Source organism: Streptomyces ipomoeae 91-03 (assembly GCF_000317595.1).
Classification (GTDB): Bacteria; Actinomycetota; Actinomycetes; order Streptomycetales; family Streptomycetaceae; genus Streptomyces; species Streptomyces ipomoeae.
The window spans coordinates 1-25622 of the sequence record NZ_AEJC01000615.1; the positions used below are offsets into that span (position 1 = coordinate 1).

Annotated in this window: 22 protein-coding genes; 16 read left to right on the top strand and 6 right to left on the bottom strand. The window is 70.6% G+C overall.

Annotation, left to right across the window (positions count from 1 at the left end):
* The coding region (locus STRIP9103_RS39420; protein WP_048821821.1) for a TetR/AcrR family transcriptional regulator at positions 1-374 on the bottom strand (374 nt) is incomplete at its 3' end.
* On the opposite strand from STRIP9103_RS39420, the gene STRIP9103_RS39425 reads away from it, so the two are divergent.
* The 6 genes from STRIP9103_RS39425 (at position 373) to STRIP9103_RS39450 (ending at position 6404) form a co-directional block, all read left to right on the top strand.
* Complete coding sequence (locus STRIP9103_RS39425) at positions 373-795, top strand: transcriptional regulator GutM (protein WP_009337350.1); 423 nt, start codon at positions 373-375, stop codon at positions 793-795. The genes STRIP9103_RS39420 and STRIP9103_RS39425 overlap by 2 nt on opposite strands.
* On the top strand, positions 792-1181 hold the full coding sequence (locus STRIP9103_RS39430; protein ID WP_009337363.1) for a PTS glucitol/sorbitol transporter subunit IIA: 390 nt from the start codon (positions 792-794) through the stop codon (positions 1179-1181). The genes STRIP9103_RS39425 and STRIP9103_RS39430 overlap by 4 nt, the downstream gene beginning before the upstream one ends.
* A 651-nt stretch (positions 1182-1832) precedes the next feature.
* On the top strand, positions 1833-3164 hold the full coding sequence (locus STRIP9103_RS39435; RefSeq protein WP_009337369.1) for an NAD(P)H-dependent oxidoreductase: 1332 nt from the start codon (positions 1833-1835) through the stop codon (positions 3162-3164).
* A 13-nt stretch (positions 3165-3177) separates the two neighbouring features.
* A complete protein-coding gene (locus STRIP9103_RS39440) occupies positions 3178-4146 on the top strand; it encodes a thiamine pyrophosphate-dependent dehydrogenase E1 component subunit alpha (protein WP_009337342.1) in 969 nt (322 codons plus the stop codon).
* Positions 4147-4164: 18 nt separating this feature from the next.
* On the top strand, positions 4165-5214 hold the full coding sequence (locus STRIP9103_RS39445) for an alpha-ketoacid dehydrogenase subunit beta (RefSeq protein WP_009337364.1): 1050 nt from the start codon (positions 4165-4167) through the stop codon (positions 5212-5214).
* Entirely contained in the window at positions 5214-6404 is a 1191-nt protein-coding gene (locus STRIP9103_RS39450; protein WP_009337337.1) for a dihydrolipoamide acetyltransferase family protein, read from the top strand. Before STRIP9103_RS39445 ends, STRIP9103_RS39450 begins: the two co-directional genes overlap by 1 nt.
* A gap of 208 nt (positions 6405-6612) precedes the next feature.
* On the opposite strand, the gene STRIP9103_RS39455 is transcribed toward STRIP9103_RS39450, so the two are convergent.
* Entirely contained in the window at positions 6613-7560 is a 948-nt protein-coding gene (locus STRIP9103_RS39455) for a sugar-binding transcriptional regulator (protein WP_048821831.1), read from the bottom strand.
* 436 nt (positions 7561-7996) lie between these two features.
* Between STRIP9103_RS39455 and STRIP9103_RS39460 the strand changes: the two genes are divergently transcribed.
* Positions 7997-8308, top strand: coding sequence for a hypothetical protein (locus STRIP9103_RS39460; RefSeq protein WP_009337371.1), 312 nt, complete (start codon positions 7997-7999; stop codon positions 8306-8308).
* A 960-nt stretch (positions 8309-9268) separates the two neighbouring features.
* Here STRIP9103_RS39460 and STRIP9103_RS39465 read toward each other — a convergent pair.
* A complete protein-coding gene (locus tag STRIP9103_RS39465; protein ID WP_158696947.1) occupies positions 9269-11293 on the bottom strand; it encodes an NACHT domain-containing protein in 2025 nt (674 codons plus the stop codon).
* Between the two features lie 368 nt (positions 11294-11661).
* Between STRIP9103_RS39465 and STRIP9103_RS39470 the strand changes: the two genes are divergently transcribed.
* The 3 genes from STRIP9103_RS39470 (at position 11662) to STRIP9103_RS39480 (ending at position 13680) form a co-directional block, all read left to right on the top strand.
* Complete coding sequence (locus STRIP9103_RS39470; RefSeq protein WP_048821824.1) at positions 11662-11952, top strand: hypothetical protein; 291 nt, start codon at positions 11662-11664, stop codon at positions 11950-11952.
* Positions 11953-12051: 99 nt separating this feature from the next.
* Positions 12052-12315: a hypothetical protein gene (locus STRIP9103_RS39475; protein WP_048821825.1), complete on the top strand. Its 264-nt coding sequence runs from the start codon at positions 12052-12054 to the stop codon at positions 12313-12315.
* Between the two features lie 9 nt (positions 12316-12324).
* Positions 12325-13680: a cytochrome P450 gene (locus STRIP9103_RS39480; RefSeq protein ID WP_009337365.1), complete on the top strand. Its 1356-nt coding sequence runs from the start codon at positions 12325-12327 to the stop codon at positions 13678-13680.
* A 76-nt stretch (positions 13681-13756) separates the two neighbouring features.
* Here STRIP9103_RS39480 and STRIP9103_RS39485 read toward each other — a convergent pair whose 3' ends face one another.
* On the bottom strand, positions 13757-14914 hold the full coding sequence (locus tag STRIP9103_RS39485; RefSeq protein ID WP_009337368.1) for a substrate-binding domain-containing protein: 1158 nt from the start codon (positions 14912-14914) through the stop codon (positions 13757-13759).
* Positions 14915-15521: 607 nt separating this feature from the next.
* On the opposite strand from STRIP9103_RS39485, the gene STRIP9103_RS39490 reads away from it, so the two are divergent.
* From STRIP9103_RS39490 to STRIP9103_RS39505, 4 genes are all read left to right on the top strand, one after another.
* Complete coding sequence (locus STRIP9103_RS39490; protein WP_009337366.1) at positions 15522-17966, top strand: sensor histidine kinase; 2445 nt, start codon at positions 15522-15524, stop codon at positions 17964-17966.
* A complete protein-coding gene (locus tag STRIP9103_RS39495; RefSeq protein WP_009337370.1) occupies positions 17947-18423 on the top strand; it encodes a roadblock/LC7 domain-containing protein in 477 nt (158 codons plus the stop codon). Before STRIP9103_RS39490 ends, STRIP9103_RS39495 begins: the two co-directional genes overlap by 20 nt.
* Positions 18424-18484: 61 nt before the next feature.
* Positions 18485-18928, top strand: a complete 444-nt coding sequence (locus STRIP9103_RS39500; RefSeq protein ID WP_048821826.1) for a DUF742 domain-containing protein — start codon at positions 18485-18487, stop codon at positions 18926-18928.
* Positions 18876-19490: a GTP-binding protein gene (locus tag STRIP9103_RS39505; RefSeq protein WP_048821828.1), complete on the top strand. Its 615-nt coding sequence runs from the start codon at positions 18876-18878 to the stop codon at positions 19488-19490. The genes STRIP9103_RS39500 and STRIP9103_RS39505 overlap by 53 nt, the downstream gene beginning before the upstream one ends.
* 34 nt (positions 19491-19524) lie before the next feature.
* Here STRIP9103_RS39505 and STRIP9103_RS39510 read toward each other — a convergent pair whose 3' ends face one another.
* Positions 19525-20250 carry a response regulator gene (locus STRIP9103_RS39510; RefSeq protein ID WP_048821834.1) on the bottom strand — a complete coding sequence of 242 codons (726 nt, stop codon included), beginning with the start codon at positions 20248-20250 and terminating at the stop codon, positions 19525-19527.
* A 31-nt stretch (positions 20251-20281) separates the two neighbouring features.
* Positions 20282-21823: a sensor histidine kinase gene (locus STRIP9103_RS39515; protein WP_009337360.1), complete on the bottom strand. Its 1542-nt coding sequence runs from the start codon at positions 21821-21823 to the stop codon at positions 20282-20284.
* 205 nt (positions 21824-22028) lie between these two features.
* Here STRIP9103_RS39515 and STRIP9103_RS39520 point away from each other — a divergent pair, with 205 nt between their 5' ends.
* On the top strand, positions 22029-22892 hold the full coding sequence (locus STRIP9103_RS39520; RefSeq protein WP_009337340.1) for an ABC transporter ATP-binding protein: 864 nt from the start codon (positions 22029-22031) through the stop codon (positions 22890-22892).
* Positions 22889-25405: an ABC transporter permease gene (locus STRIP9103_RS39525; RefSeq protein ID WP_009337354.1), complete on the top strand. Its 2517-nt coding sequence runs from the start codon at positions 22889-22891 to the stop codon at positions 25403-25405. Before STRIP9103_RS39520 ends, STRIP9103_RS39525 begins: the two co-directional genes overlap by 4 nt.
* Positions 25406-25622: the final 217 nt, after the last annotated feature.

A 25622-nucleotide genomic window follows, 5' to 3' on the forward strand; every position in this document is an offset into this window, starting at 1 on the left:
AAGCGGAAGAGGGGGGCCGCGTCGGTCAGGGCCTCGCTGTAGCGGCGCAGGATCTCCCGTTTGGTGTCGAGGGTGCGTGGCTGGGTGTCTGCCCACTCGATCAGCTCGTCGATCGGGCGGCGCAGGTCCTTGAAGAGGCCGACGAGGATGTCCTCCTTCGTCTTGAAGTGGTAGTAGAGCGCCGCCTTCGTCACCTCCAGGCGCTCGGCGATCTCCCGCAGTGAGGTTTTCTCGTACCCCTGCTCGGCGAAGAGCTCGAGGGAGACGTCCGGGATGCGCTGCCGGGTGTTCCCTCGGCGCCGTCGGTTCGTGTAGTCTCCCCTCCCCTCATGAACGAGGGGCCGGAACCGAAGGCCCCTGAGAAGAGGACTCATGGAATACCTGCCCCTGGCCCTGCTGCTGCTCGGCGGCTTCGTGCTCTCGCTTCTGGCGAGCATGGCCCAGCACCGCTACTACCTGCGCACCGTGAACAAGCTCGCCGCCCAGGAGCACCGGTCGGGTGTCACCCTCGTCTCCGGCCGGGCCACCGGGCGGCTCCGCGGCGCTGTGGTGCTGTTGCTCGTACGGCGGAGCGACAGCGTCGTCGAACGGGCCCTGGTGATGCAGGGGGCTTCCGTTCTCGCCCGCTTCCGCGAACGCCCGCAGCTCACCGGGGAGCTGAGCACGGCGTCCTCCCGGGCCGGATCCACCGCCATGGCACGTGCGGTCGAGGACGCTCGCGACCGCTACCGCCGGATGCAGCCCGGCGCCACGGTCGATCACGGCTCCGCTCTCCGGATGTGGACGACACGGTGAGCAACGTCTATTACAAGAGCACCGTGCGGCGCGTGGGCGCCGCATGCGAGGAGTTACTGGAAGGCGGATTGCTGATTCTCCGTTCCGCTCCGGTCCCTGAGGCACTGCAGGACGCCAGCGTGGTGCACGAGCCCAGTGTCCGGCTCACGGGGGAGCTCCGCTGCGGCGACAGGTTGTGGCTGGGCGGCCGGCTGATCGAGTTGGTCGCCGTGGGGGAGCGGGCGACCCAGAACCTTCGCGAACTCGGTCACGTGGTGGTCCATGTGAACGCCGCGGAAACACAGGTACTGCCCGGAGCGGTGTACGGCCGCGGAACTCTGACGCTTCCCGAGACGGGGGCCCCGTTGGTCCTGGCCGCCGGTGTGCCCGGCCGGTACCGCACATGACATGGCAGGTCGGCCTCCTTCTCATCGGCGTTCAGCCGCGGTCCTTGGTGCAGTACCGCGCTCTCAACGCACGGGCAACCGAGTTGCCACCGCGGGGCACCGCCCGGGCGTCGTGCCGATCAGCGGCCTAGTCGTGACGCCTGGGCGAATGGCCTGCTGAGCCCCCGCGCGCCTTCGTTGCGCGCCGTCACCGAGCGGCCGGCCGGCCTCTACCTGACGACACTTGCGTCTCGGCGCGCGCCGGACCCCGTCTCGCCCTTCCTGCGCCGGTCTGCGTCATACCACCGGCCACATGGCCGCTGCCTGTGCCGCAGGCCCGCGTCGGCCCCCCGCTCCGTTGATGCTCCGGCGCGGTGACGCGCAATCAGATCGGTCGCGCCGAGCCCGGCATGCCCCGAACAACCGCCTGACGAGCGGTCACTCACTTACCGCCGGCGGGTTGAGCCCGCCGACCGTGACCACGCGCTTCGTGGCGACAACCGTCACCGGGCCGACGACATCGAGCGCCGTGAATCCCGCACGAGCCAGCCCTTGTCCTGGGTGCCGCACACGTGCTACCAAGTAAATCACCAACGTGCATATCAAATGCACGAATGTGCAGATGCGCCTCGTGGGTCGGACACCGGCAGGGCGGCAGGAAGGGACCGGAGCATGAGCTACAGGGATCAGTTGCGGGAGCGGGAGCGGGAGCTCGGCCGGCCGGTCCGGGTGGGCCTCGTGGGTGCTGGGCAGATGGGCCTCGGTTTCGTCGCGCAGGTGGCGCACATCCCGGGCATGGAGATCTCCGCGATCGCCGACATCGACCCGGAGCGCGGCCATGAGGCGTTCAAGCGCTCGGACCGGGGCCAGGCGCTCAGCGGCGGTACGCCCGACGAGCGGGCCGCGGCGGTGCTGGGAGGCCAGCCGGTCGTCGTCACCGACGCGCTGGACCTCGTCTCACTGCCGATCGACATCATCGTCGACGCCAGCGGTGTGCCGGACGTCGGCGCCTCGGTCGCCTTCTTCGGTCTGCTTGCGGGCAAGGACATCGCGCTACTCAACGTGGAGTGCGATGTGACGATCGGTCTGCTGCTGTCGACGGTGGCGCAGCGGATGGGCCGGGTCTACACGGTCTGCCGCGGTGACGAACCGGTGGAGTGCAAGCGGCTGGTGGACTACGTGCGCGACATCGGGTTCAGCGTGGTATGTGCCGGCAAGGGCAAGAACAACCCCCTCGACCCGACGGCCACCCCCGAGGCGCTGGCCGATCAGGCCAGGGCCAAGGGGATGAACCCGAAGATGCTGGCCAGTTTCGTCGACGGCTCCAAGACGATGATCGAGATGGTCGCGCTGGCCAACGCGACGGACCTCCGGCTCAGCCGGCGCGGCATGACCGGTCCCCACTCGACGGTCGCCGACCTGGCCAAGACCTTCCGCCCGGAGACGGACGGAGGCGTGCTTCCCGCCGCCGGGGTGGTGGACTACTGCACCGGTCCGGTCGCGCCCGGTGTGTTCGTCATCGGTCACAGCGACGATCCGGTCGTCACCGCCGAGATGGAGTACCTCGGGATGGGCGAGGGGCCCTACTACTCGTTCTACCGGCCCTACCACCTGGCCAGTGTCGAGGCTCCGCTCTCCGTCGCCGAGGCGGTGCTGGACCGCGTCCCGAGCCTCGCGCCGACGGTGTGGAACGCCGAGGTGGTCGCGGTCGCCAAGCGGGACCTGCGGGCCGGCGAACGCATCGACGGCATCGGCGGCTCCACCGTGTACGGCCTCGCCGAGAGCGCCGAGGCGACGGCGGCCGAGGCTCTGGTGCCCCTGGGCCTCGCCGCCGGCGCCGAGGTGGTGCGGGACGTCCCGGCCGGGACCGTGCTCACCCACCAGGACGTGCGGATCGACCAGAGCACCATGATCGCGACGCTGCGGCGTCTGCAGGACCGGCTGCTGGCGGGGGAGCGAATCGACCTGCCGGTGGCGGCGCCGACCGGCTCTCTGGCCGCGTGAGGAGGACGTGAGCATGGACCTGATCAAGGACGCCGAGGCGGCCCGTTCCGCTCTCACCACGATGTGGACCATCCGGCGGTTCGAGGAGGCCGTCGACGACCTCTTCGCCCGCGGCATGATGCACGGCACCATGCACCTGTCGATCGGTCAGGAGGCCGTGCCGGTCGGTGCCTGCGCCGAACTGCGCGACGGCGACTACATCACCTCCACCCACCGCGGCCACGGACACTGCATCGCCCGCGGCGCCCGACTCGACCGCATGATGGCCGAGCTGCTGGCCAAGGAGACCGGCTACTGCCGAGGCCGCGGCGGATCGATGCACATCGCCGACGTGGCGACGGGCAACCTGGGCGCGAACGGCATCGTCGCCGGTGGTGTTCCCATCGCCGCCGGTGCCGCGCTGGCGAGCCGGCTGCGCGGCGAGGACCGGGTCGCGCTGAGCTTCTTCGGCGACGGCGCGGTCAACGAGGGCGCCTGGCACGAGGGAGTCAACCTCGCCGCCATCTGGGACCTGCCCGTGGTGTTCATCTGCGAGAACAACAACTACGGAATGTCCATGTCCGTCCAGCGGGCGTTCCGCGTGGAGCGCCTGGCCGAGCGCGCCGCCGGCTACGGCATCCCGGGCGTGACCGTCGACGGCAATGACGTGGCCGCGGTGCAGGAGGTCGTCCGCACCGCCGTCGAGCGGGCCCGCGCGGGCGGTGGCCCCACCTTCGTGGAGGCACTCACCTACCGTTGGAAGGGCCACTCCAAGAGCGACAAGAACCTCTACCGCACGCGCGAGGAGATCGACCAGTGGCGTGACCGTGACCCGATCGCCCGCTACACCGCCACCCTGCTCGACGGCGGCACCCTCACCGAGGCCGAGGCACAGCAGTGCCAGGCCGACGCACGCGACGCGGTGCGCGAGGCCGTACGCACGGCGAACGCCGCCCCCGACGCCAGCGCCGCGGAACTCACCTCCGCCGTCTACGCCGTCTGACTCATCGGAGACCTGCACATGACCACCACACTCCCGAGCCCGGCGGCCGCGACGACAGCGCGGCCGTCGGCCGACCCGTCCGAGCGCACCCTCACCTACGCCGAGGCGGTCCGCGAGGCCCTCGCCGAGGCCATGCGGACCGACCCCCGCGTCTTCATCCTCGGCGAGGACATCGGCGTCTACGGAGGCGCCTTCGGCGTCACCGGCGACCTGGTGCACCGCTTCGGCGAGGAGCGTGTGCGCGACACCCCGATCAGCGAACTGGGCATCGTCGGCGCGGCGGTCGGCGCCGCGCTGGCCGACATGCGGCCCATCGTGGAGATCCAGTTCTCCGACTTCACGGCCCAGGCCATGGACCAGATCGCCAACCAGGCCGCGAAAATCCACTTCATGCTCGGTGGCGCGGCCCGCGTCCCGATGGTGCTGCGCGCCCCCACCGGCTCCGGCACCGGCGCCGCCGCCCAGCACTCCCAGAGCCTGGAGACCTGGTTCGCCCACATCCCCGGACTGAAGGTCGTCATGCCCGCGACCCCGGCGGAGGCCAAGGGCCTGCTGCTGGCCGCCATCGACGACCCCAATCCGGTCATCGTCCTGGAGCACAAGCTGCTGTACAAGCAGAGCGGCCCCGTGCCCGCAGGCGCCGACCGGATCCCGCTCGGGCAGGCAGCGGTCCGCCGGCAGGGCCAGGACCTCACCATCGTGGCCACCGGCATCATGGTCTCCCGGGCCGAGGAAGCCGCCCAGCAGCTGCTCGCCGAGGAAGGCATCACCGCGACCGTCGTCGACCCACGCACCCTCGTCCCGCTGGATGAAGCGACGATCATCTCGGAAGTGGCCGCCACCGGGCGTGCTCTGCTGGTCCAGGAAGCCCCTAAGACCTGCGGCTACATGGCGGAGATCGCCGCGCTGATCGCCGACTCGGACGCGTTCGGCCGGCTGCGGGCTCCGATCCGCAGGCTCAGCGGCCTGGATGTACCGATCCCCTACGCTCCCCAGCTGGAGCGCGCGGCCGTGCCCCAGGTCCCCGACATCGTGGCCGAGGCCACCCGTCTGGTCAGGTCGTGGTGATGGCTGAGATCCCCCTGGTCATGCCCAAGATGTCCATGACGATGGAGGAGGGCACGTTCCTGACCTGGCACAAGGCGGAGGGCGACGAGATCCGCGCCGGCGACGTGGTGTGCGAGGTCGCGACCGACAAGGTCGACATGGAGGTCGAATCTCCCGTCGACGGAACCCTGGTCCGACTGGTGGCTCAGCCGGACGACGTGGTGGCTGTCGGCGAACCGATCGCCTACCTCAGCAGCGACGCGGACGACTTGCTGGGCGACCTCCTCGACGGACCGGCCGAGGCGGAGGCACCTCCGCCCGCTCCGGCGGCGCTCGCCACCACGCCCACTGCGCCGCCGTCCCTCTCGACGGTCGTGTCGGCCGTGCCGCTCGCCCGGAGCCGGGCGGTGGAACTCGGCGTGGATCTCACGGCCCTCAATGGCACCGGACCGGGCGGGACCATCAGAGTGGCCGACGTCGAGGCCGTGACCGCCCAGCTCGTGACGCCCGCGGCCCACGTACCTCATCGCCCGTCAGCCACCAACGGCGCACCGGCGGGCACAGGCACACCGGCCTCGCGGCACAGGTCCCGCAGGGCTGTCGCCCGCCAGACCAGCGCGAGCGCCGCCATCCCCCAGGCCGTCGTCTTCCGTGACCTCGACCTCGAGGCAGTTGCGGAGCGCCGCGGCCAGTGCGGCTGGATCAGCCTGATCGTACGGGCGTACGCGGATGCCCTGCGGGACAGCCCGCTCAACGCCCGGTGGACCGGGGAGGGCAGCGAGGTATGGTCCGACGTCGCGGTCGGGTTGATGGTGGACACCGAACACGGCCCGGTCGCCCCGGTGCTGGCCAACCCGGACCGGTTCCCGATCGAGGAGCTCGACGTGCGTCTCGGGCGCGTGGCCGACCATGCCCGCAGCGGCAAGGTGCCGGTGGAGCACCTGACCGCGGCCACCACCACCGTGCACGACCTGGGCACCCTGGGTGTCGACGCCTTCCAGGAACTGCTCAACCCGCCCCAGGCGACCGCGCTCTCGGTCGGTGCGGTGGCTCCGCACGTCGTCCCCGTCGGCGACGGAGTCGGGGTGCGCACCCGCTGCCGGGTCGGTCTCACCGTCGATCACCGCGTCGGTGACTGCGCGGACGCCGCGCGTCTGCTGAACGCGGTCCAGCGGCGCCTGGACGACCCGAACTGGTTCGGATGGCGGTGATCCCGCCGCTCGTCCAGGAGCGCTCCGACGACCAGTCAGCAGGCGCCCGCGCCACCACCGGTGGCCCATGAACGCGCTGCCGCCCGTCCACATTGTCCTTGCCCTGACTGCCAGTGGACGTGGCGGCAGCGTGCTGTCCCGGTTGGCAGGCAGGGGACACGCCCGGACGTATCGCTGGGCGGAATGCGGGATCCGGACGTTGGATCCCTCAGGCCGTGGCAAGCAGCGCCTCTGCCAGCGGGGCGTCGCAGATGAGGGTGTCCACGTAGCGTCCGCGCAGCGCACCCAGCACTCCCCGGACCTTCTCGACGCCCGCGGCCAATCCCACCACCATCGGTATCTGACGGAGGTCTTCGAGCGAGATGGCCAGCACCCTGTCCTCGACCGCTCCGTGCACCGGGTTGCCGTCCTCGTCGAAGAACCGGGCGCACACATCGCCCACCGGCTTCGCCGCTTCGAAGGCCGCCCGGTCGCGATCGCTCAGGTGGAGCGACTCGATGATCGCCGCGGAGGAGCCCACCCCCATCGCACCGATACCGAGGAAGGCAACAGAGGACTCGCGACCGGCGTCCAGCACACCCACGATGGCCGGCTCGGTCATGAGGGTGTCACGCGATGCCTTGGCCTCCAGCAGGGCGGGCGCGTGGAGTCGCTGGTAGGTGGTGCCCAGGCGGTCGGCCAGCTCCCGAACCAGTTCCTCGCCAGTGATCTCCGAGGCCACGGAGGAAAGTCCGCCCACCAGGGGGAGGATCTCCACCGCGAGGTTCTGCCCGGAAGGGACGGCATGCACCATGGCTTGGAGCGTGTTCCCCCAGGAGAGCGAGATGCTGCTGCCGGGCTTGACCATGTCCAGCATCCAGGCGGCCGCCAGCTCCCCCACCTTGGCCAGCGCCGACTCGTCCGTGTGCACGGAGGCCACGCGGCAGGAGGACACGCCGAAGGCGGCCTGCAGCCGCTCCTCCAGATCCAGATCGCGTCCGGCCGGATCGTTGATCCGGATCTCCACGATCCCCTGGTCCCGTGCGGCAGTGAGGATGCGTGAGACGTTCGAGCGGCTGACACCCAAAGCGCTGGCCACCTGCTGCTGCGACAAGTTCTCCAGGTAGTAGAGCTGTGCCGCCTTCACCAACAGGTCGCGTTCGCGGGACGCCGGCATGTCCATCCCCTCGTCTCGCCATGTCGTCACATCTGTTCAGATTGTTGCACAGCCGACCGGTAGGACGTTCCGCTCAGGGACTTAACCGGCAGTTCCCGCCCCGCTTGGAACCTCCCGTGCAGGTTCCCCTTCGACGCGCGGACCTGGACAAGGGGTGGCCAGCATGGGATTATTATCACCTCCGTGAATTAAGTACTCACATATGTGACAGACAGGTAAGGTCTGGCGGCCGTGAGCGTATCGTTGTGGCTGAACGCATCACTCACCTCACGCGCCAGGTACACCTGGAACTGACGGCAGAACCACCGCACATTCGATGCTGCGGACGCAGCCCGGCTGCTCAGGCCGCTGACCGTCGCCCGCCCCCACCCGATTGATTGCTGCACTACTTGCCCGACGGGCGCGGTGAGCCTTTGAGGAAGCCAAGGAGCCGACAATGACCGAGAGTACGGAAACCATGTATCTGGAGTGCACCTGCGGCGGGGAGCAACTTCATCGGCTCACCTACGTCCACGGCTGCCTGCTCACGATCATCTGTGACAACTGCGGAAAAACCACCACGATGCCCAGGGAACTGGTCATAGGACAGTACACCCGGGACTTCCGCGGCCGTCTCGGTCGACTGCCTGCCAAGCTCCGGTCTGATGCTCAGGACCATCCGGTGCGCTTCGTTGTCGGCCTGCCGGTCAAGGCGATCAACAAGCTTTCCCAAGTGCTGCACGAGATCAAGCTGATCGCCCGAACCTGACCCGGCACCTCGACCACTTGGACCAGGGGTTGGCCGTCCGCCCCGAGGGACGGCTCCTCGTCACCGCCGACCGCGCCGTGCGCCTGCCCTCCGGCATTGGTCCGCGCCCACGACCTCGTCCAGGGCGACGAGATCGGCGCCCTCGCCTTCGCCCCGACAGCACCACTCTCTACGCGGCCGGTACGCACGCTCCGCTCCAGCGCTGCACCATCGATCCCACCCAGGCCGTCACCCGGATCTGCGCCCGCACGGGCGGCGCCGACCTGACGCCCGCTCAATGGCACAGGTACGTTTCCGGCGCGCCGTACCGCAAAGTGCGGGGTCACTGATTCCGGGGGCGTCACAGCTCGTAGCGCGATGCTTGTCCAAGGCCGCCGTCTGCGCTGGTCAGGCCCCCGGCCTGCGTGAGCGATGCGTGAGCGGATGGTGCGGCACAGGCCCTCACGGGATGGATCGACCGTCAAGCCGAATGCCGTTGACCAGGCAAAATCAGACGGCGGAAGACCACCCGGAATCACCCGTCATGATCGCGCAAGCCCTCGTAATGCGCAGGTCTCGGGTTCGAATCCCGAAGGCGGCTCAAGGAACCACAGCAGGACCCGAAAGCCCCTCCGTGAGGATCATGGAGGGGCTTTTCTGTGCCTCGATGGGAACATTCTGGGAACGACGAATCTCCGATAAGTCCTGTATTTGCATTATTGATCTTCTAAGGTGGGTTTGGGGTGACCTGACGCTGACTGGCTATCGGTGCTTGGCGTTCTGATGTCGCCCCAGCTGCACATGCGGATGGGGGGAGAGGACCGTGCGAGGCAGGCCGAGGGGGAAGGCTGATGACGCTCTCTGAAGCTTCAGAGAGCGTCATCAGCGGCGGTTGGAGTGCGTCCGGCCCCCTGGCCAGGGCCTGACCGTGCCGCAGGTCGCCGGCCCTACGAACAGCAACGCCACGATGGAAACAGCCCTCTACTCACGTGCTTCCGCTTCCAGATGGCGCTGCAAGTTGATGTGTCGGAACTGGTAGACGGCTCCAGTCTTGCGGAGCACTCCGCGTTCGTGGTGTGCGTCTGCGAGGAATGCCATGAGGTCGCCGGGAAGGCCCGTGCGTATGAAGAGGTAACCCCGGCTCAAGGTGAAGAGCCCCCAGGCCGTCCCTCCGAATCCGACTGCCAGGCCTATCGCCACGCCCACCACTGGCGTGGCGACCATGGCCGCAGTCCGGCCTGCCACCAGGTCTGCGATCAGCCCCGCCACAGGCCCGGCGGCCAGGGTCCACAGCAGCATGGTCTGCCGCGCCGTAGTGCGGTCGCGGTCGAGGGACTCGCTGGGGCCGCTGCTGGAGGTGTCGTCCATGGCTTCGAGACGCAGCCCGGTCATGAATCCGACGGCGAAGCCGATGGCGAGTACACAGATCAGGGTGAGTCGCAGGCCGGTGACGGGACCAATGGCGAAGCCGGTCACCATTCCGGCCACCGTGCCGGGGACGAGCGTGGAGTGACGCCAGGACCAGCGGATCCGGACCGCGGGCTCCTGCCGCTGGACGGTGGCCAGGACAGCCACCAGGCCGACCGTCAACCCCGCGCCCAGTCCGGCGGCGAGTCCTGCAACGCACCACGGTACGACGGCGACTGAGGCTGCCGCGCTAACTGCTACCAGCAGCCGCATCGCCCTGGCGGGAACCGCCCGGTGCAGCTCCCACCAGGCGATTTCGGTACCGCCGCCGAGGTTGTCCCGCATGTGGCGGGCGAGGAAGACAAAGGCCCGCTCGGCCTCGGTATCGCTCCAGTGGCAGGGGCGCTGAGGACTGGGTCGGTACGCGGTGCGTATGAAGGCGCGGAAGAGATGCCGTTCCACTTCCGCGCGGTTGGTGAATGCAAGGAGTTCTTGCGGGTTGCTCTGCTGGGACGTGGCCTGGGAGATGGTTGCGCCGTCGGGGTTGTAGACGGCGCGGGCGAGAAAGACGCCCAGCGGTGTCGCAAGGGTCTGGGCCAAAGGTCCCGTGCCGCCCAGTTGTCCGAAAACCTCGCCCCATCGTTCTTCGACGGCGGCGACCGCCGCGGCCGTGCGCGGTCCGTGGCCCAACCCAGTGGCGCGCAGATACTCCCTGACCTCTCCGCTGTGGAGCGGGAGGAGTTCGACTACTGCCGCCTCTCCCAGAGGCGCAGACACCTCCAGCAGCGCGCGGTACTCGTGGGACCGGCAGGACAGCACCACTGGTTGGTCCAGAGGCAGTGAATCATTCACGAGGGCCATCGCCTGCCTGCGCCGTTCGGCGGGCAGTTCGTCGAAGCCGTCGAACACTGGGATGATCATCCCTTGGTCCAACAGAGCGCGGGCGAGGCTGGCCTCACGGATTCCCGGCGGCGCCGGGTCAGCAAGCATCGCGTGATCCCGCTCCAGCTGTCCGGCCATCCAGGAATACAACACGTCGTCCCGGCCGGTTTTCGACGCTGGGTCGGGGTCCAGGCTCGCCATGGAGAAGAGCACAGGCACCGGGCCGTCAGCCGTGCGCTGCTTGATCAGGCCCATCACCAGCCGCACCAACAATGTTGTCTTCCCTGAACCCGGCTCCCCCAGCAGGACCAGACGGCGGGTGGGAACCCGGGACAGAAAGATCTCGGTGATCTCCTCTTCCTTCCCGGCGAGTCCGGCAGGACCGCTGGCCCAGCGGGCGGAATCCGAAGGCGGGCCACCCGACCATCTCCGCGCCGCAGCAACCAGTTCGGTCCAGGGAACGGACAGCTCGTCCCGTGGCGCCGCCCAGGAGACCGTAGGCGGAATCGGCCGGACCAGGCGACGCCGTTTGAGCTCGGCTTCCCACTGCTGCCGCACCGCACCGGCCAAATCCGCGGCGGCAGCCGGAAGTTCACGGCGCGCCGCCTCGATCCGGTCACCACGGAACGCGGCCCATGCCAGGAAGGCACCAGCGACTGTGGGCGGCAGAGCCGGCAGGGCGGCCGCCAGTCCGTCGCCGCTGTATGCCAGGTACACCGCTGCAACAAGGCCACCACAAGTGAGCAGGGCATAGAACCGCCCAGTGCGCCGGATCAGCGCCCGGGTTCCTCCGTCCGCCATAGGCCGTACTCGCAACCTGGGCCAGGTCCTCATGTCCTGTCAACGACTCACCGAAGTCCCCGGACACGTCACGTATTGGCCTGGGCGGTGCCAGGGGACTTCGCCCTCAGCCCTGCGAACCGTCCGGCAGCAGGCGCTCGGCGGTTTGGTGAAGTCAACTCTCCGTGGGGGTAGGAGCTTTGGTGGGAGCGGTGGTGATGCCGAAGATCCTGACGGTGGAGTTGGCCCTCGGGTAGCTGGCCGAGGTGCGTCGGCGGCTGCCCGGGCGTGACCAGCCACGGGGCATGCGGGTGCTGGCGGCGTGGCTGACGCCTAAGACCGAGCAGGGCGTAGACCTCGGTTCGCGGACGGTCCACGGCATCACCGGCGGGCGCGAACGCGGCCTGAGCGGCGGCGTGCCCGGGGCCCGGCCGGTACGCCCGCAGTGCGTCGATGATGATGTCCTCGCTGTGTTCCACCTGCGGTATTCGGCCGAGGAGTACGTCCATGGGGCTGCCGGGGATCAGCTCGCCGCCGCCCGGGTGGACGCTCACGATGGGGCGGTCCCGGGCGGCGCAGTAGTGCAGGGCCGCTGATCCGTGGTCGGTGACCAGGGCATCGGCGGCGATCAGGACGGAGGCCCACTCCTAAGGGCCCCGGGCCGGTTACCGGGACATGGAGCTGTTCATCGATGTGTGCTCGGCGACGCCCGCCTCGCCGCCCCTCTGCGGACCGCCCTCGCCGACCGGCTGCGGACCGCCATCGGCGGACGGGGCGCTTTCCGGCGCTTCAAGTTCCGGCGCCTCAAGGACGTCCTCGCCCGCCGATGTGCCGCACCCCCCGGCCGATCCCGGCTCCCGATGGCGCCCACGACGGCTTCCGAGGACGTCAACGAGCCCGGATCCTTCATCTTGATGAAGAGTCCCGACGGCACCCTGCGCTCCGACGCTGATCACTAATATCCGCCAATGCGCACATCCTCATCGCTGCTGCGAGCCTTTCGGCCCCAAGTCCAAGAGCGGCTCTACGACTTCTACGACGAACTGCGGAGCACCGACGAGCTCTTCTGGGACCGCCATCTGGGCGCCTGGGTCGCGACCGGGCACGCGGTGGTCAGCAGCGCCGCGGGTGACCCGAGGCTGTCGTCGGTGCGCTATCCCGACATCGAGGCCGTCCCCGAGGAACTGCGACCGCTGGCCCGGGTCCTCAGCCGGCAGATGCTCTACAGCGACGCCCCCGACCACCCCCGGCTGCGGGCCCTGATCAGCAGGGCCTTCACCCCCCGGGCCGTGGCGACACTCCACGCCCGGATCACCGAGGCCACAGGCCGGATCATCAGCCACGCGGCGCCGACCGGGCGGATGGACATCGTCGCGGATCTCGCCCGTCCGCTGCCTCTCACCATCATCTGCGACCTCCTCGACGTACCCGAGCAGGACCGCCCCGCCCTCACCTCCTGGTCCGAGCCGATCGCCGAAGCCATCGGCAACTCCCGGCTCGACACCGACGGCAACCGCGCGGCCTCGCAGAGCATGGCGCAGCTGCTCGCCTACCTCCGCGAACTCCTCACCCGCCACGACACCCCGCCGGCCCCCCACAGCCTGCGCGCCCTGGTGACCGCACAGGCCCACAACACCGACCAGGACTTCGACGAACTCCTCGCCAACTGCGCCCTGCTCCTGATCGCCGGCCACGAGACCACCACGCACTTCATCGGCAACGCCACCCTCGCCCTGCTCCGCCACCCGCACGCCGCCGACCAACTGCGTAGCCGGCCCGATCTGATGCCCGCCGCCATCGAGGAACTCCTGCGCTACGACGCCCCGGTACAGCTGATGCTGCGCCGGGCACGCCACGACCTGGACCTGGCGGGCCGCACCATCGCCGAAGGGCAGACGGTGCTCCTCGTGTGCGGCGCCGCCAACCGGGACCCGGCCGCATTTCCCGATCCCCATGTACTGGACTTCGAGCGGCCCGGCGGACGGCACATGGCGTTCGGGCACGGTCCGCACTTCTGCCTCGGCGCGGCGCTGGCCAGGCTGGAAGGCGCGATCGTCCTGGAAGCGCTCCTCACCCGGCTCCCCGGCCTGCGCCTCGACGGCACCGCGCCGCAGTGGCAGCGCAGCCTCAACTTCCGCGGGCTCACCCGCCTGGACGTCGCCTTCACCCCGCTCTCGGGCGATCACGACAAGGACAGGCAGGAATTGATGACCGACGGTTCCCCCTACGGCCTCGACCGCGCGACGCACGCCGATGAGCGTGCGTCGGGAGCCGGCGGCGCATGCCCCGCCCGGCCGGGGTCCGTCGGCGTCGCGGGCGCCTGACCGCGGCCCGGGTGTCACGGCGAACGATCCGTCCTCGCGCCCAGCCGGACGGCATCGCCGTGGCCCTGGACGGCCCCTACTTGCCCCAGATCTTCCGATACGCGTCGCGGTAGCCCTCGGAGTCCCAGAACTGTGCGCCGGCGCTGTTGGCGGCCGTGGTGATGTGCACGGGGGCGACGTATCGGGTGGCCGGTCTGCCGGCGAAGGCCCGGTTGAACTCGTCGATGATCTGCCAGCCCTGTTCGGACAGGGGCTCGGGCACGGTGGCGGCCTGGAACTCCTTGGCGTTGATGCGCTGGAAGGCGGACGGGTCGCCGTCACCGGCGCCGATGTTGTACGGCGCGCCGGCGCCCTGTCGGCCGGCGGCGCGCAGGGCGGGGGCGGCGTGGCCGAAGTACAGGTCGTTGATGGCGGCGGAGTAGGTCCAACGGTCGCCGAACCGGGTCAGGAGGGCAGAGACCTTCTCGATGGTGCGGCTGTTGGCCTGCGGGATGGGGATGTTCTCGTAACTCAGCAGGTCCACATCGGAGCAGGTGGCGAGTTCCTTCTTGATGAGCTCGGACTTGTGCTTGGCGAAGGGGATCGAGGTGTCGGTGAACAGGACGACGCCCGCGTGGCCGTTGGACCGGGCGATGATCCAGTCGGCGCTGACCTTCGCGACGTCCTCGACCTCGGTGGTGATGTTGGTGAAGAGCTTCGGGTCCGCGCCGGGGCCGGGGGTGGCGACGGCGTGCCAGCCGATCAGCGGGATGCCGGCGGCTCGGGCCCGCTCGACCTGCTTGGTGGTGGAGGCCGGATCGAAACCGCCGATGACGATGCCGGAGGGGTTGAGGGCGAGGGCCTCGTCGAAGGCGTCCCGGATGCCGTCGGGGGTGCCGTGGCCGTTGAGGGCGCGGACGTGCCAGCCCATGACGTCGGCGGCTTCCTGGACGCCCATGGCGACGCCGGCGGCGCCGGGGTTGGTCATGCTCTGGGCGACGTAGACGATGGTCTTGTCGGGGACGGCCTCGGGCCCGGTGGTGGGGCCGGTCCAGGGGGCGTTGACGTCCTCGGCCTTCTGGACGGACCGTCTGGCCTTGGCGAGGGCGTCGGGGCAGCCGGGCCTGGAGGAGCCGGTCGGGGACACGGCCGTGGACGCGGAGTCGGTGGAACCACGCTCGCAACCGGTGATGGCGGTGGTGACCGCGACCATGAGCGTGGCGGCTGTCACGGCCACCTTGCGGGTGGGATGCACGGGGCTCCTCACAGGGCGAGAGAGGGTACGGGCTGGGAGGGGGAGTGTGACGGCGCGACCGCTCCGACGCACAGCCCCACTGGGGATCCCATGGGAGGAGAAGCCCGCGAGACCGGCGGCGGGTGGGGGCGGCGACGGTCGGAACGGTGCTCCGGGCGGTGGCCCGGGGGCTTGTCGCGGTGGAATCTAGCAGGACGCCGGCGACGGGCGGGAGCAGCGGGAGTCGGTGGTGGCTCCGGGATCGCCGGTGCGCTGCTCGTCCCGAGGAACACGCCGACCGCGTCGCTTCGCGTCAACTTCCTTGCCGGACAAGGGGCATCGGGCCCCATCGTGCGCGGCGGCGGGCGCTTCGAGAGACGAAACACCACGATGAGTAGATGCTTCGTATCGATTTCGTCATCATCTTTTGATGCCATACGTGCCGACAAGTCGCCGTATGGCCCATAAGATCCTCATAGCCGGTTCCGGACATGTGGCGTGATCCCTTCGCTCTTGTATCAGCGAGTGGAGTTGCGAAAACGTCACTGCGCCGCCGGTCGTCGGCGGTCCGGCAACACGCGACACCTCGGTCACCGCTCAGGAACACTTCGAAGGAGGCCCGGTGTCTGTGAACGCAGCGGCCCCGCCGCCCGCGCCCGAGCCGCGCGGGGAGACGACGTCGGGGGTGCGCCGGAGGGCGGCGACCGTCCTCGACAGGTGGCCGTTCCGGCGGAAGCTCAACGTCCTGGTGATCGCGCCCGTCGCGGTCGTCGGCGTGCTGCTGGGCATCGGCGTCAACAGCCAGCTGCAGCAGGCCCGGGAAGCCGGCCGGACGGCGGAACTGGTGCGCGACAGCGGCCAGGTCACGAAGCTGATCACCGATGTGCAGGCCGAGCACCGGCAGGCGCTCCTGCTCGCCCTGCGGTACGAGTCGGCCCGCCCCGGGGATCCGCTGCCGTCGACCGCCGACTACCGCGAGGCACAGCGGAACACCGATGCCCAAATGGCCGCCGTGCGCTCCGCGTTCGGATCGGGCCTGCCGGACCGGGAGGAGCAGGCACTCGAGTACCTCCGCGGCCTCGGCATCCTGCGCGAGAAGCTCGAACGCACCTACGTCCCCGCCGCCAACATCGACCCGGCGTACGCGTCCGCGGTCGACTACCTCATCGACGGCATCGGACTCGACGGCTTCTCGGGCGCCTCCGACGCCCCGGTCATCGCCCTGCTCGACACGGTGCTGCGCGCCGACGCCTCCCACGCGGCCTTCGAGAGCGCCGTGTTCTCCGCGCAGACCCGTGACGCCAACGCCCTCACCGGGTTCAGCCGCGCGGTGGAGGCCCACAGGCTGTACGACTACCAGTCGGAGCGGTTCAGTCGGATCGCCACGCCGGACCAGGTCCTGATCATGGACGGCATCGAGCGCAGTTCCGAGCAGAACGGCATCGAGGCCCAGTACGCCGAGCTCCGGATCGACCCGAGTTCCCTGCAGGTTCGGACGGCGCGGGAACTGCTCAAGCCGATGGCCGCCGAAAGCAAGCAGGCGCAGACCCGCCTCGACATCACCCGGTCCCTGATGGAGCAGATCGCCGACCGGGCCGACACGCTCTCCGCGGACGCCCTGCGCAGGGCACTGGTCATGCTCGGTCTGGCCCTGTTCGGCTTCGTCGCCTGGCTGGCCTTCTGTGTGCTGGCCCGGCGCTCGGTCGTGCGTCCCCTGGCGGCCCTGACCGGCGCCGCCCAGCAGGTGGTCGATGTGACGGCCGAGGAGCTCGCCCGGGTCACGGACGCGGACTCCGACGACAGCACCCCCTTGCGGCCGAGGGAGATCCCGGTCCCGGTCCGCGACGAGATCGGCGAACTCGCCGAGGCGTTCAACCAGGTGCAGGTCACCGCCGCCGCGCTGCTGGAGCGGCAGGTGCAGAGCCGTCGCAACGTCGCCGAGATGTTCGGAAACGTCGGCCGCAGGGTCAGTAACCTGACGACACGTCAGCTGGCCCTGATCGACGCCGTCGAACGCGAGGAGACCGATCACGAACTCCTCGAACAGCTCTACCGCGTCGACCACATCGCCGTACGCCTCCAGCGCAACGCCGACAGCCTGATGCTGCTCGCCGGCATCCGGGAGACCGAGGTCGATGCCCGGCCGACCACCCTGGCCAACGTCATCCGGGCGTCGCTCGGCCAGATCGAGGGGTATCGGCGGGTGTCCCTGCGGTCCGCGACGGAGGTCACCGTCGCGCCCGACATCATCGGCGACCTGACGCTGATGCTCGCCGAACTGCTGGAGAACGCGGTCTCGTTCTCCCCGTCCCACACCCCCGTCGAGGTGGTCGTCCGGCCCGGCACCGACGTCACCGAGGACGGCGGCGCGCTGATCGAGGTCATCGACCACGGCCTCGGCATGAGCGCGGAACGCCTCGTCGAGGAGAACGCCCGGCTGATCCGCCGGGAACGACTCGACCTCGTACCGACCAAGGTGCTCGGCCTCTTCGTGGTCGGCAGCCTCGCCCGCCGCTCGGGCATCCGGGTGAGTCTCAGCCGAACCCCGGGCGGCGGTGTCACCGGCACCGTCTGGATCCCCTCCGCCCTCCTGGTGACCGGCAGCTCCGCGGGCGTGACGCCGTCCTCGGGCACGGGATCGGCCGGGACCGTGGCGGCGTTCCCGACGCGGCCCGGGCAGGAGGCTCTCGCGTCCGCGGCGGCCCCTGTCACGGCCACCCTCGAACGGCGGCCCGTCGCCCCGGTGCCGGAGGGCGGCCTGCCCCGACGGGTCCCGCCCGGCACCGACGGCAAGCGGGACGACATCCCTGCCCTGCCGCCCTCGCATGACGGTGCCCGGCCGCTGCGCAGGCGAGTACGGGGCGCGACGCTCGCCACGACCGTACCCGTCGGCCGGGGAACCGCGGCCGGGTGGCAGTCGGTCGACGCCGACGCCGTCCGCTCGGAACTCGACGAGTTCGAGGACGCCGTACGCAGGGCGGAGCAGGACAGCGCCCCGAACCGGACGGAACCAGCACCATCGCAACACCCAGAACCCCAGGAGGAGTCCGGCAGTGACCACGTTGACAGGTGAAAACGGCCCCGAACGGGCGGAACCCATCGATCTGCGAGCGGCTGCGGCCGACTTCACCTGGCTGCTCGACCGGTTCGCCTCGGACACCGCCGGGGTCGTCGACGCCATCGCGGTGTCGTCCGACGGACTGCTGATCGCGGCCTCCCAGCTGCGCGACCAGGCCGACTCCGAGCGGCTCGCCGCGATCGTGTCCGGCATGACGAGTCTCGCCGCGGGCGCCTCCGGCAGCTACGGGCTGGGCGGCCTCAACAAGGTCATCCTCGATCTGGAAGGCGGCCATGTCCTGGTGTCGACCATCGGCTCCGGTGCCGTCCTCGGCGTGGTGGCCTCCAAGGAGGCGAAGCTCGGCAACATCGCCTACGAGATGACCGTGTTCGCCAACCGGGCCGGGGCCGCGCTCACCCCCCAACTGGTGCTCGAACTGAAGAAGAACGTCGGCGCCGCGCCGACCGGCTGACCATCCGCGACAGGCCCCGGCCAGGGGCGGGAACGGGTACAGGTACTCAGGAAGGATCGTGATGGGTGTCGCAGGACCAGCACCGCACGAGGCGGCGGAGGAGCCCTGGGGCTCGCGGGAACCGGTCGGCCGCGCTCCCGCGATCCGGCCCTTCCTGCTGACGGCAGGCCGGGTGTCCGGGGGCGGCACCGCGCCGCCGGTCCCGGTCGAGACCCAGATCGTGGCGACCGAGGGCGGGCTCGTGGCCCTAGGCTCGCTCACCTTCGAACACCACGACATCGTCGCCGCCTGCCGGCGACCGCAGTCGGTGGCGGAACTCGCCGCCCGGCTGCGACTGCACCTCAACGTGGTCCGCGTGCTCACCGAGGACCTGCGTGCCGCCGGACATCTGGCGATCCACCGGCCGAACGCCGGGACAGCACAGGACATCTCCGTACTGCGAAGGGTTATCGATGGTCTTCGTGCCGTCCCCGACTCACGGGGCACACTCCGTGACCGGGGTTGAACAGCCGCCGCTGCCGGTCAAACTGGTCATCGCCGGTGGCTTCGGGGTCGGCAAGACCACGGCCGTGGGCTCGATCTCCGAGATACGACCGCTCACCACCGAGGCCGCCATCACCGAGGTCGCGGCGGGTGTGGACGACCTCACGCACACCCCCGGCAAGACGACCACCACGGTCGCCATGGACTTCGGCTGCATCACCATCGACCCGACACTGAAGCTGTATCTGTTCGGCACGCCGGGCCAGGACCGCTTCGGCTTCATGTGGGACGACCTGGTCGAGGGCGCCCTCGGCGGCCTCGTGATCGTGGACACCCGCCGCCTCGACGACTGTTACGCGGCGGTGGACTACTTCGAGCACAAGGGCATCCCCTTCGCCGTCGCCGTCAACGCCTTCGACGGCGAGGTCCACCACGACCTCGACGAAGTCCGCTGGGCCCTGGACGTCGCCGAGCACGTACCGCTGATCGTCTTCGACGCACGGCGGACGGGCTCGGTCCGGGACGCGCTGCTGGTCGTCCTCGAAGTCGCCCTGTCCCGTGCCGAAGCGGCCGAGGCGTCCTGACCCGCGGGACACCCCCCGGGACGGTGGCCGCGGATCAACCGGATCCCGCTTCGGCTGTCGTGCCGGGGACGATCAGGCCTGTTTCATAGGCCACCACCACCGCCTGGGCCCGGTCGCGGAGGTGGAGTTTGGCGAGGATCCGGGCCACGTGGGTCTTGACGGTGGCTTCGCTCAGCTGGAAGTGGGTGGCCAGTTCCGCGTTGCTGAGGCCGGTGGCGAGGGAGCGGAGGACTTCCAGTTCACGGGGGGTGAGGGGGGAGAGGTCGCGGTGCAGGGCGGGGGTTTCGGGGGTGGGGGAGACGAAGCGTTCGATGAGGCGGCGGGTGATGGTGGGGGCCAGGAGGGCGTCGCCGGTGCGGGCCAGGCGGACCGCGGCCACCAGGTGTTCCGGGGTGACGTCCTTGAGGAGGAAGCCCGAGGCACCGGCTGTGAGGGCCGCGTAGACGTAGCGGTCCAGATCGAAGGTGGTCAGCATGATCACGCGGGGCGGGGCCGGGACGGCGCCCATGGGGTCGGGGGCGTGCGTGGGAGGCGGGTCGGCGAGGATGCGGCGGGTCGCTTCCAGGCCGTCCGTGCCGGGCATGCGGATGTCCATCAGGACCAGGTCGGGGTGGGTGCGGTGGACGGCTTCGACCGCCTCCTCGCCGTCGGCCGCCTCCGCCACGACGTCGATTCCGTCGGCGGTCAGGATCATGTTGAAGCCGGTGCGGACCAGGGCCTGGTCGTCGGCGATCACGACACGGGGTGCGTCGGCCTTCAGCACGGGACTTCCGCCTTTCCCACCAGGTCGCTCATGGCCGGTCCTCGAGAGGGATGGTCGCCTGTACGCGGTAGCCGCCGGGCGGGTGGGGGCCGGCCCGGAGGGTGCCTCCGTAGACGGACAGGCGTTCACGCAGGCCCAGGAGGCCTCGGCCGGAGCCGGTGGTGGCCGACGGGGCGGGGGTGCCGCCGGTGTCCGTCACCTCGATCCGTAGTGCGGTGGGGGTGTGGGCGACCGTCACCCGGACCCGGGCGCCCGCGGCGTGCTTGACCGTGTTCGTCAGGGCCTCCTGCACCACGCGGTACGCGGCCAGGTCGGCGCCGGGCGGCAAGGGGGTCGGGGTGCCGGTCACGGTCAGCTCCACCGGGACGCCGGTCTCGCGTACGCGGTCGGTGAGGGCCGGGAGCTGGTCGAGGCCTGGTTGGGGAGTCAGGTCGTGAGGGGTGAGCGGGTGCTGGGGGGTGCGCAGGTCATGGCTGGTGGGCAGGTCTTCCTCGGCCATGGTCAACAGGCCCATGACATGGCGTAGTTCCGACATCGCGGTGCGGCCGCCGGCCTCGACGGCGAGCAGGGCCTCGCGGGCGCGGTCGGGCGCGGCGTCCATCACCTTGCGGGCCGCGCCCGCCTGGATCACCATCACGCTCACATTGTGGGTGACGACGTCGTGCAACTCCCGGGCGATACGGGAACGTTCGCGCTCCACGGCCAGCCGCGTCGCCGTCTCCTGCTCGGTCTGGAGGGCCCGTACGCGCTGCTTCCAGACATGGATCGCGTTGGCGCCGAGGCCCACACCGAGCAGGACGAGGAAGGGGATCACGCCGGGGGTGACGTACGGAAGGTTCTCCTCGGGGAACGCGGCGATCAGGGCGGCGCCCGCCACCAGGCTCGTGATCGCGCGCAGTCGGTACGGGCTGTGGACGGCGGCGCTGTACGCGGCGATCACGCACGACAGGAACGTGTACACGGTGGTGTCGCCCGCGCCCAGGCGCTGGTTGAACAGCAGCGTCGTACCGATCACCACCCAGAAGGCGGCCAGCGGGTAGCGGCGGCGGAACGCCAGGGGCGACGCGGTCAGGGCGGCCAGCAGCAACTGCCAGGGGCGGATGGCTTCGAGGGGCGCGGGCAGGTAGACCGCTGGGGGCTCCGGCGGGCGCGGTAGCGCCGCCGGATCCGGGGGCAGGGCGCTCGCTCCCGGCAGCGGCACCGTCGTCGGCTCCGGCGGCCTGCTCATCAGGTCGGGGAGGTACGGGACCGCGCTCGTGCCCTGGTGCAGTGCCGTGACCATCGTGCAGGCGGCCAGGAGGACGGCGAGTACGACGTCCGCCGTCCACATCCAGCGGGATGGGCGGGGCAGGGGGCTCGTGGCGCGCAGCAGCGGCAGGAGCGGCAACCGCCCCAGGACGCCGTCCTTCCACCGCTCGATCAGCCTTGCCAGGGCCGGGTTCGGGGGTGCCGGGTCCGGTGGTGCCTGGTCCGGTGGTGCCGGGTTCGCGCGTGCCGCGTCCGGTCGTACGGGGTTCGCCCGCGTCCCCTTCGTCCGTACCGCCTTCGCTCGTCCCGTCCCGCCGCCCATGGGCTCAGTGTGGCAAGGGCTTCTCCCGGGCGACATCCGTCCCGGTGAGGACGGGGGCTACATCCTCCGCGTACATCTCAGGGATGACGTGCGGATCGGGTCCGTCCGGTGGGGCAGGTGGGTTCGCCGTCGTGGGGGACGACCGGGGTGCCGGGTCGTCCCTAGCGTCGTGGCGAACCGTCAACCATCTGCCGAAGGAGGCTTCGTGGCGAGGTCCACGAGCAGGAACGCGAGCGCGGCCACGGCCACGGGGACGAGTACTACCGCGAGCGCCGTCGGCGCCGGGCCGGTCGTCGACATACGGGAGGTGCGTCGGGCGTACGGCGGTGAAGGGCCGCCGGCGCTGGACGGGGTCACCTTGCGTGTGCGGGCCGGGGAGGCGGTGAGCGTCATCGGGCCGTCGGGGAGCGGGAAGTCGACGTTGCTCAATCTGATCGCCGGGCTGGACCGGCCGAGTTCGGGGAGTGTCGCGGTCGACGGGGTACGGGTGGACCGGCTGAGTGAGGCGGGGTCGGCCCGGTATCGGCGGGCGAAGATCGGGATGGTCTTCCAGTTCTTCAATCTGCTGGACGATCTGACGGTCGCCGACAATGTGCTGCTGCCGGCCCAGCTGGCCGGGATGGGCCGGGGTGAGGCGCGGCGGCGGGCGGCGGGTCTGCTGGAGTACCTCGGTATCGACCGGCACTCCGGCGCGTACCCCGGGCGGCTGTCCGGCGGGGAACGGCAACGGGTCGCCGTCGCCCGGGCGTTGATGAACCGTCCGGCGCTGCTGCTCGCCGACGAGCCCACGGGTGCCCTGGACACCGCCTCCGGTGACGACGTCCGGGCGCTGCTCACCGAGCTCAACGCGGACGGGCAGACGATCGTCCTCGTCACCCATGACCTGCGCCTCGCCGAGTCCTGCGCGACCCGGACCGTGGAGCTGGTCGATGGGCGGATCGTCCGGGATGTGGGGAGGGACGGTGCCGGGGGCCCCGCTACGGGTGGTGGCCCCGCTACGGGTGGTGCTTCGGGCGGTGTCACGGGCTTCGGCGCGGGTGACGAGGGCGCGACGGCGGTGGGGCTGTGAGTGCTCTGGGGCGGGTGGTGCGGGCCGGGGTGGGGCGGCGGCGGGTGCAGACCGTGGTGATGGTGCTGACCACGGTCATGGCCGTCACCGCGTCCGTACTCGCGGTGGGACTGCTCGTCGCGGCCCGGGCGCCCTTCGACCGGGCCTTCGCCACGCAGCGCGGGGCCCATCTCACGGGGGAGTTCGACGCTGTGAAGGTGACGGCCGCGCAGCTCGCGGCGACCGCCGACGCGCCCGGTGTCACCGCCTCCGCCGGACCCTTCCTGACCGTGTCGGTACGCCCCCGCACCGTCTCGCACTCGGACTTCGTGCCGGCCGGTGTCGATCTGCCGCCGTTGACCGTCGCCGGTCGGGCCGACCCGGGCGGGCCGGTCGACGAGATCGACCTGGTCGAGGGCGACTGGGCCACCCGGCCGGGCCAGATCGTCCTGGCCGACGGCGGAACGCCCCTGCGGACAGGCGCGCGCCTCACCTTCCCCGACGCGCCGGGCAGCCCGACGCTCACCGTGGTCGGGACCGCCCGCTCGGTGACGGGCACGGCGGACGCGTGGGTGACCCCGGCCCAGGCGGAGACGCTGGCGGCGGGCGAGAGCGGCTTGGTTTCGGCCTCCGGCGCGACGGCCGACACGGCTTCGGCCTCCGGCGCGACCGCCGGCTCGGCTTCGGCCGCCGACTCGCCCCCGACCTCGGCCTCACCCCCCGCCCCGTACTCGTACCAAATGCTCTACCGCTTCCGTGACGCCGATACGGACGCCGACGTGGCCGTCGGTCGTGCGGCGATCGTGGCGGCCGTGCCCGAGGGGGCGTTGAGCGGGGCGCGGTCCTATGTGAGTGTCAAGCAGGAGCAGACGGCGAACGCGATGGCCTTCGTGCCGTTTCTGGTGGCGTTCGGTGGGCTGGGGCTGGTCCTGTCGGTGTTGGTGATCGGGATCGTGGTGAGTGGGGCGGTGGGGGCGGCGACCCGGCGTATCGGCGTGCTCAAGTCGCTCGGGTTCACCCCGGCGCAGGTCGTACGGGCGTATGTCGGGCAGGCGTTGGTTCCGGCGGGGGTCGGCTGTGGGGTCGGGCTGGTGCTGGGCAATGTGTTGAGTGTTCCGGTGCTGCAGGAGGTCGGGGAGGCCTTCGTCTCGCCGGCGGCTTCGATTCCGCTCTGGGTCGATGTCGTGGTGGGGGCCGGTGCTCTGCTGCTGGTCGCCGGGGCCGCGCTGGTGCCCGCGTCGCGTGCCGGGCGGCTGCGTACCGTCGAGGCCATCGCCGTCGGACGTACGTCGCGGGCCGGGGGCGGGCGGCTGGTCCGGAGGGTGCGGCGGGGCTTGGGGCGGCTGCCGTTGCCGCGTGCCTTCGGGCTCGGGCTCGCCCATCCCTTCGCGCGGCCGGCGCGTTCGGCGACCGTGGCGGCGGCGGTCGGCTTCGGCGTCGTGGCCGTCACCTTCGGCGTGGGACTCGCGCTGACGCTGGGGGCGGTTCAGGAGGGCCGTCTGCTCGACTCGGCCGGGTCGGTGGTCGTGGAGACCGGTGGCGGGCAGGGGCCGCCCGGTGCGGAGACGGTCCACGTGGGCGGCGAGGGGGAGGGGACGAAGGCCGATCCGGACGCCGTGGCCGCCGTGGTCCGGGGTCAGGAGGGGACCGGACGGTTCTACGGCACCGCCCAGGCGCAGGTCGGCGCGTCCGGGATCGCCGGGCCCACGACCGTCGTCGCCTATGAAGGGGACTCGGCGTGGGGCGCGCCCAAGATGGTGTCCGGGGAGTGGATCGACGGGGCGGGGCAGGCGGTGGTCACCGCCCGGTTCCTCAAGGCCGCCGGGATTCGGGTCGGGGACACGGTGACCCTCACGGAACAGGGGCGGCGGGCCACCGTACGGATCGTCGGCGAGGCGTTCTTCACCGAGGACGAGGGCATGGAACTCCTCACCTCGACGGCGACCCTCACCGAACTCGGGCTGGGGCGCGATGCGCGGCCGGGCCGGTTCCACGTACGGACGGAGTCCGGCACGGACGCGTCGCGGTATCTGGACTCGCTGAACCGTGCGCTGGACGACGCCGGTCCCGGTGCCTTCGCCCATGCCAACACCTCCGGCCACTCCGGTGTGATCGTGGCCATGGACGCGCTGATCGGCATGCTCACGCTGATGCTCGTGGTCGTCGCGGGGCTCGGCGTGCTCAACACGGTCGTCCTCGACACCCGTGACCGGGTCCATGACCTCGGCATCTTCAAGGCCCTCGGGATGACGCCGCGCCAGACCGTCGCCATGGTCGTCACCTCGGTCGCCGGGGTCGGTCTGCCGGCGGGGTTCGTCGCCGTGCCGCTCGGGATCGCGCTGCACCGCGCGGTCACACCGTTGATGGGCGACGCGGTCGGGTTGACGGTGCCGGCCTCCGACATCGCCGTGTACGACAGTCCGCTGCCGGTGCTGCTCGCGGTGGGTGGGTTGGTGATCGTAGAGGCGGGCGCGCTGCGCTCCGAGGGGGGGGAGGCGAGGACGGGTGGGGATGTTGCGGTTCCCTTCGAGTGAAGGAAAGCCACTCGCCGGCAACCCTAAACTAAGGTAACCCTTACCAGGTACGGGGGTCGGGTCTATGACCTCATAAGTCGATCTTATGCCATGAGGGGGCCCTGCTTTGTGCCGTGCCTTGTGCCGCGATGTGTTTGCCCGCGCGGTGAACGGCAACGCGATTCCCATGAGTCGAACGAACAGGGACCCCAAGGAGAACACCGAGTCCGCCGAGACG

Coding starts and splice junctions, on each gene's coding strand:
- STRIP9103_RS39425 (WP_009337350.1), top strand. CDS start 373: ATGGAATACCTGCCCCTGGCCCTGCTGCTGCTCGGCGGCTTCGTGCTC.
- STRIP9103_RS39435 (WP_009337369.1), top strand. CDS start 1,833: ATGAGCTACAGGGATCAGTTGCGGGAGCGGGAGCGGGAGCTCGGCCGG.
- STRIP9103_RS39440 (WP_009337342.1), top strand. CDS start 3,178: ATGGACCTGATCAAGGACGCCGAGGCGGCCCGTTCCGCTCTCACCACG.
- STRIP9103_RS39445 (WP_009337364.1), top strand. CDS start 4,165: ATGACCACCACACTCCCGAGCCCGGCGGCCGCGACGACAGCGCGGCCG.
- STRIP9103_RS39450 (WP_009337337.1), top strand. CDS start 5,214: ATGGCTGAGATCCCCCTGGTCATGCCCAAGATGTCCATGACGATGGAG.
- STRIP9103_RS39455 (WP_048821831.1), bottom strand. CDS start 7,560: ATGCCGGCGTCCCGCGAACGCGACCTGTTGGTGAAGGCGGCACAGCTC.
- STRIP9103_RS39460 (WP_009337371.1), top strand. CDS start 7,997: ATGACCGAGAGTACGGAAACCATGTATCTGGAGTGCACCTGCGGCGGG.
- STRIP9103_RS39470 (WP_048821824.1), top strand. CDS start 11,662: ATGCGGGTGCTGGCGGCGTGGCTGACGCCTAAGACCGAGCAGGGCGTA.
- STRIP9103_RS39480 (WP_009337365.1), top strand. CDS start 12,325: ATGCGCACATCCTCATCGCTGCTGCGAGCCTTTCGGCCCCAAGTCCAA.
- STRIP9103_RS39500 (WP_048821826.1), top strand. CDS start 18,485: ATGGGTGTCGCAGGACCAGCACCGCACGAGGCGGCGGAGGAGCCCTGG.
- STRIP9103_RS39505 (WP_048821828.1), top strand. CDS start 18,876: ATGGTCTTCGTGCCGTCCCCGACTCACGGGGCACACTCCGTGACCGGG.
- STRIP9103_RS39515 (WP_009337360.1), bottom strand. CDS start 21,823: ATGGGCGGCGGGACGGGACGAGCGAAGGCGGTACGGACGAAGGGGACG.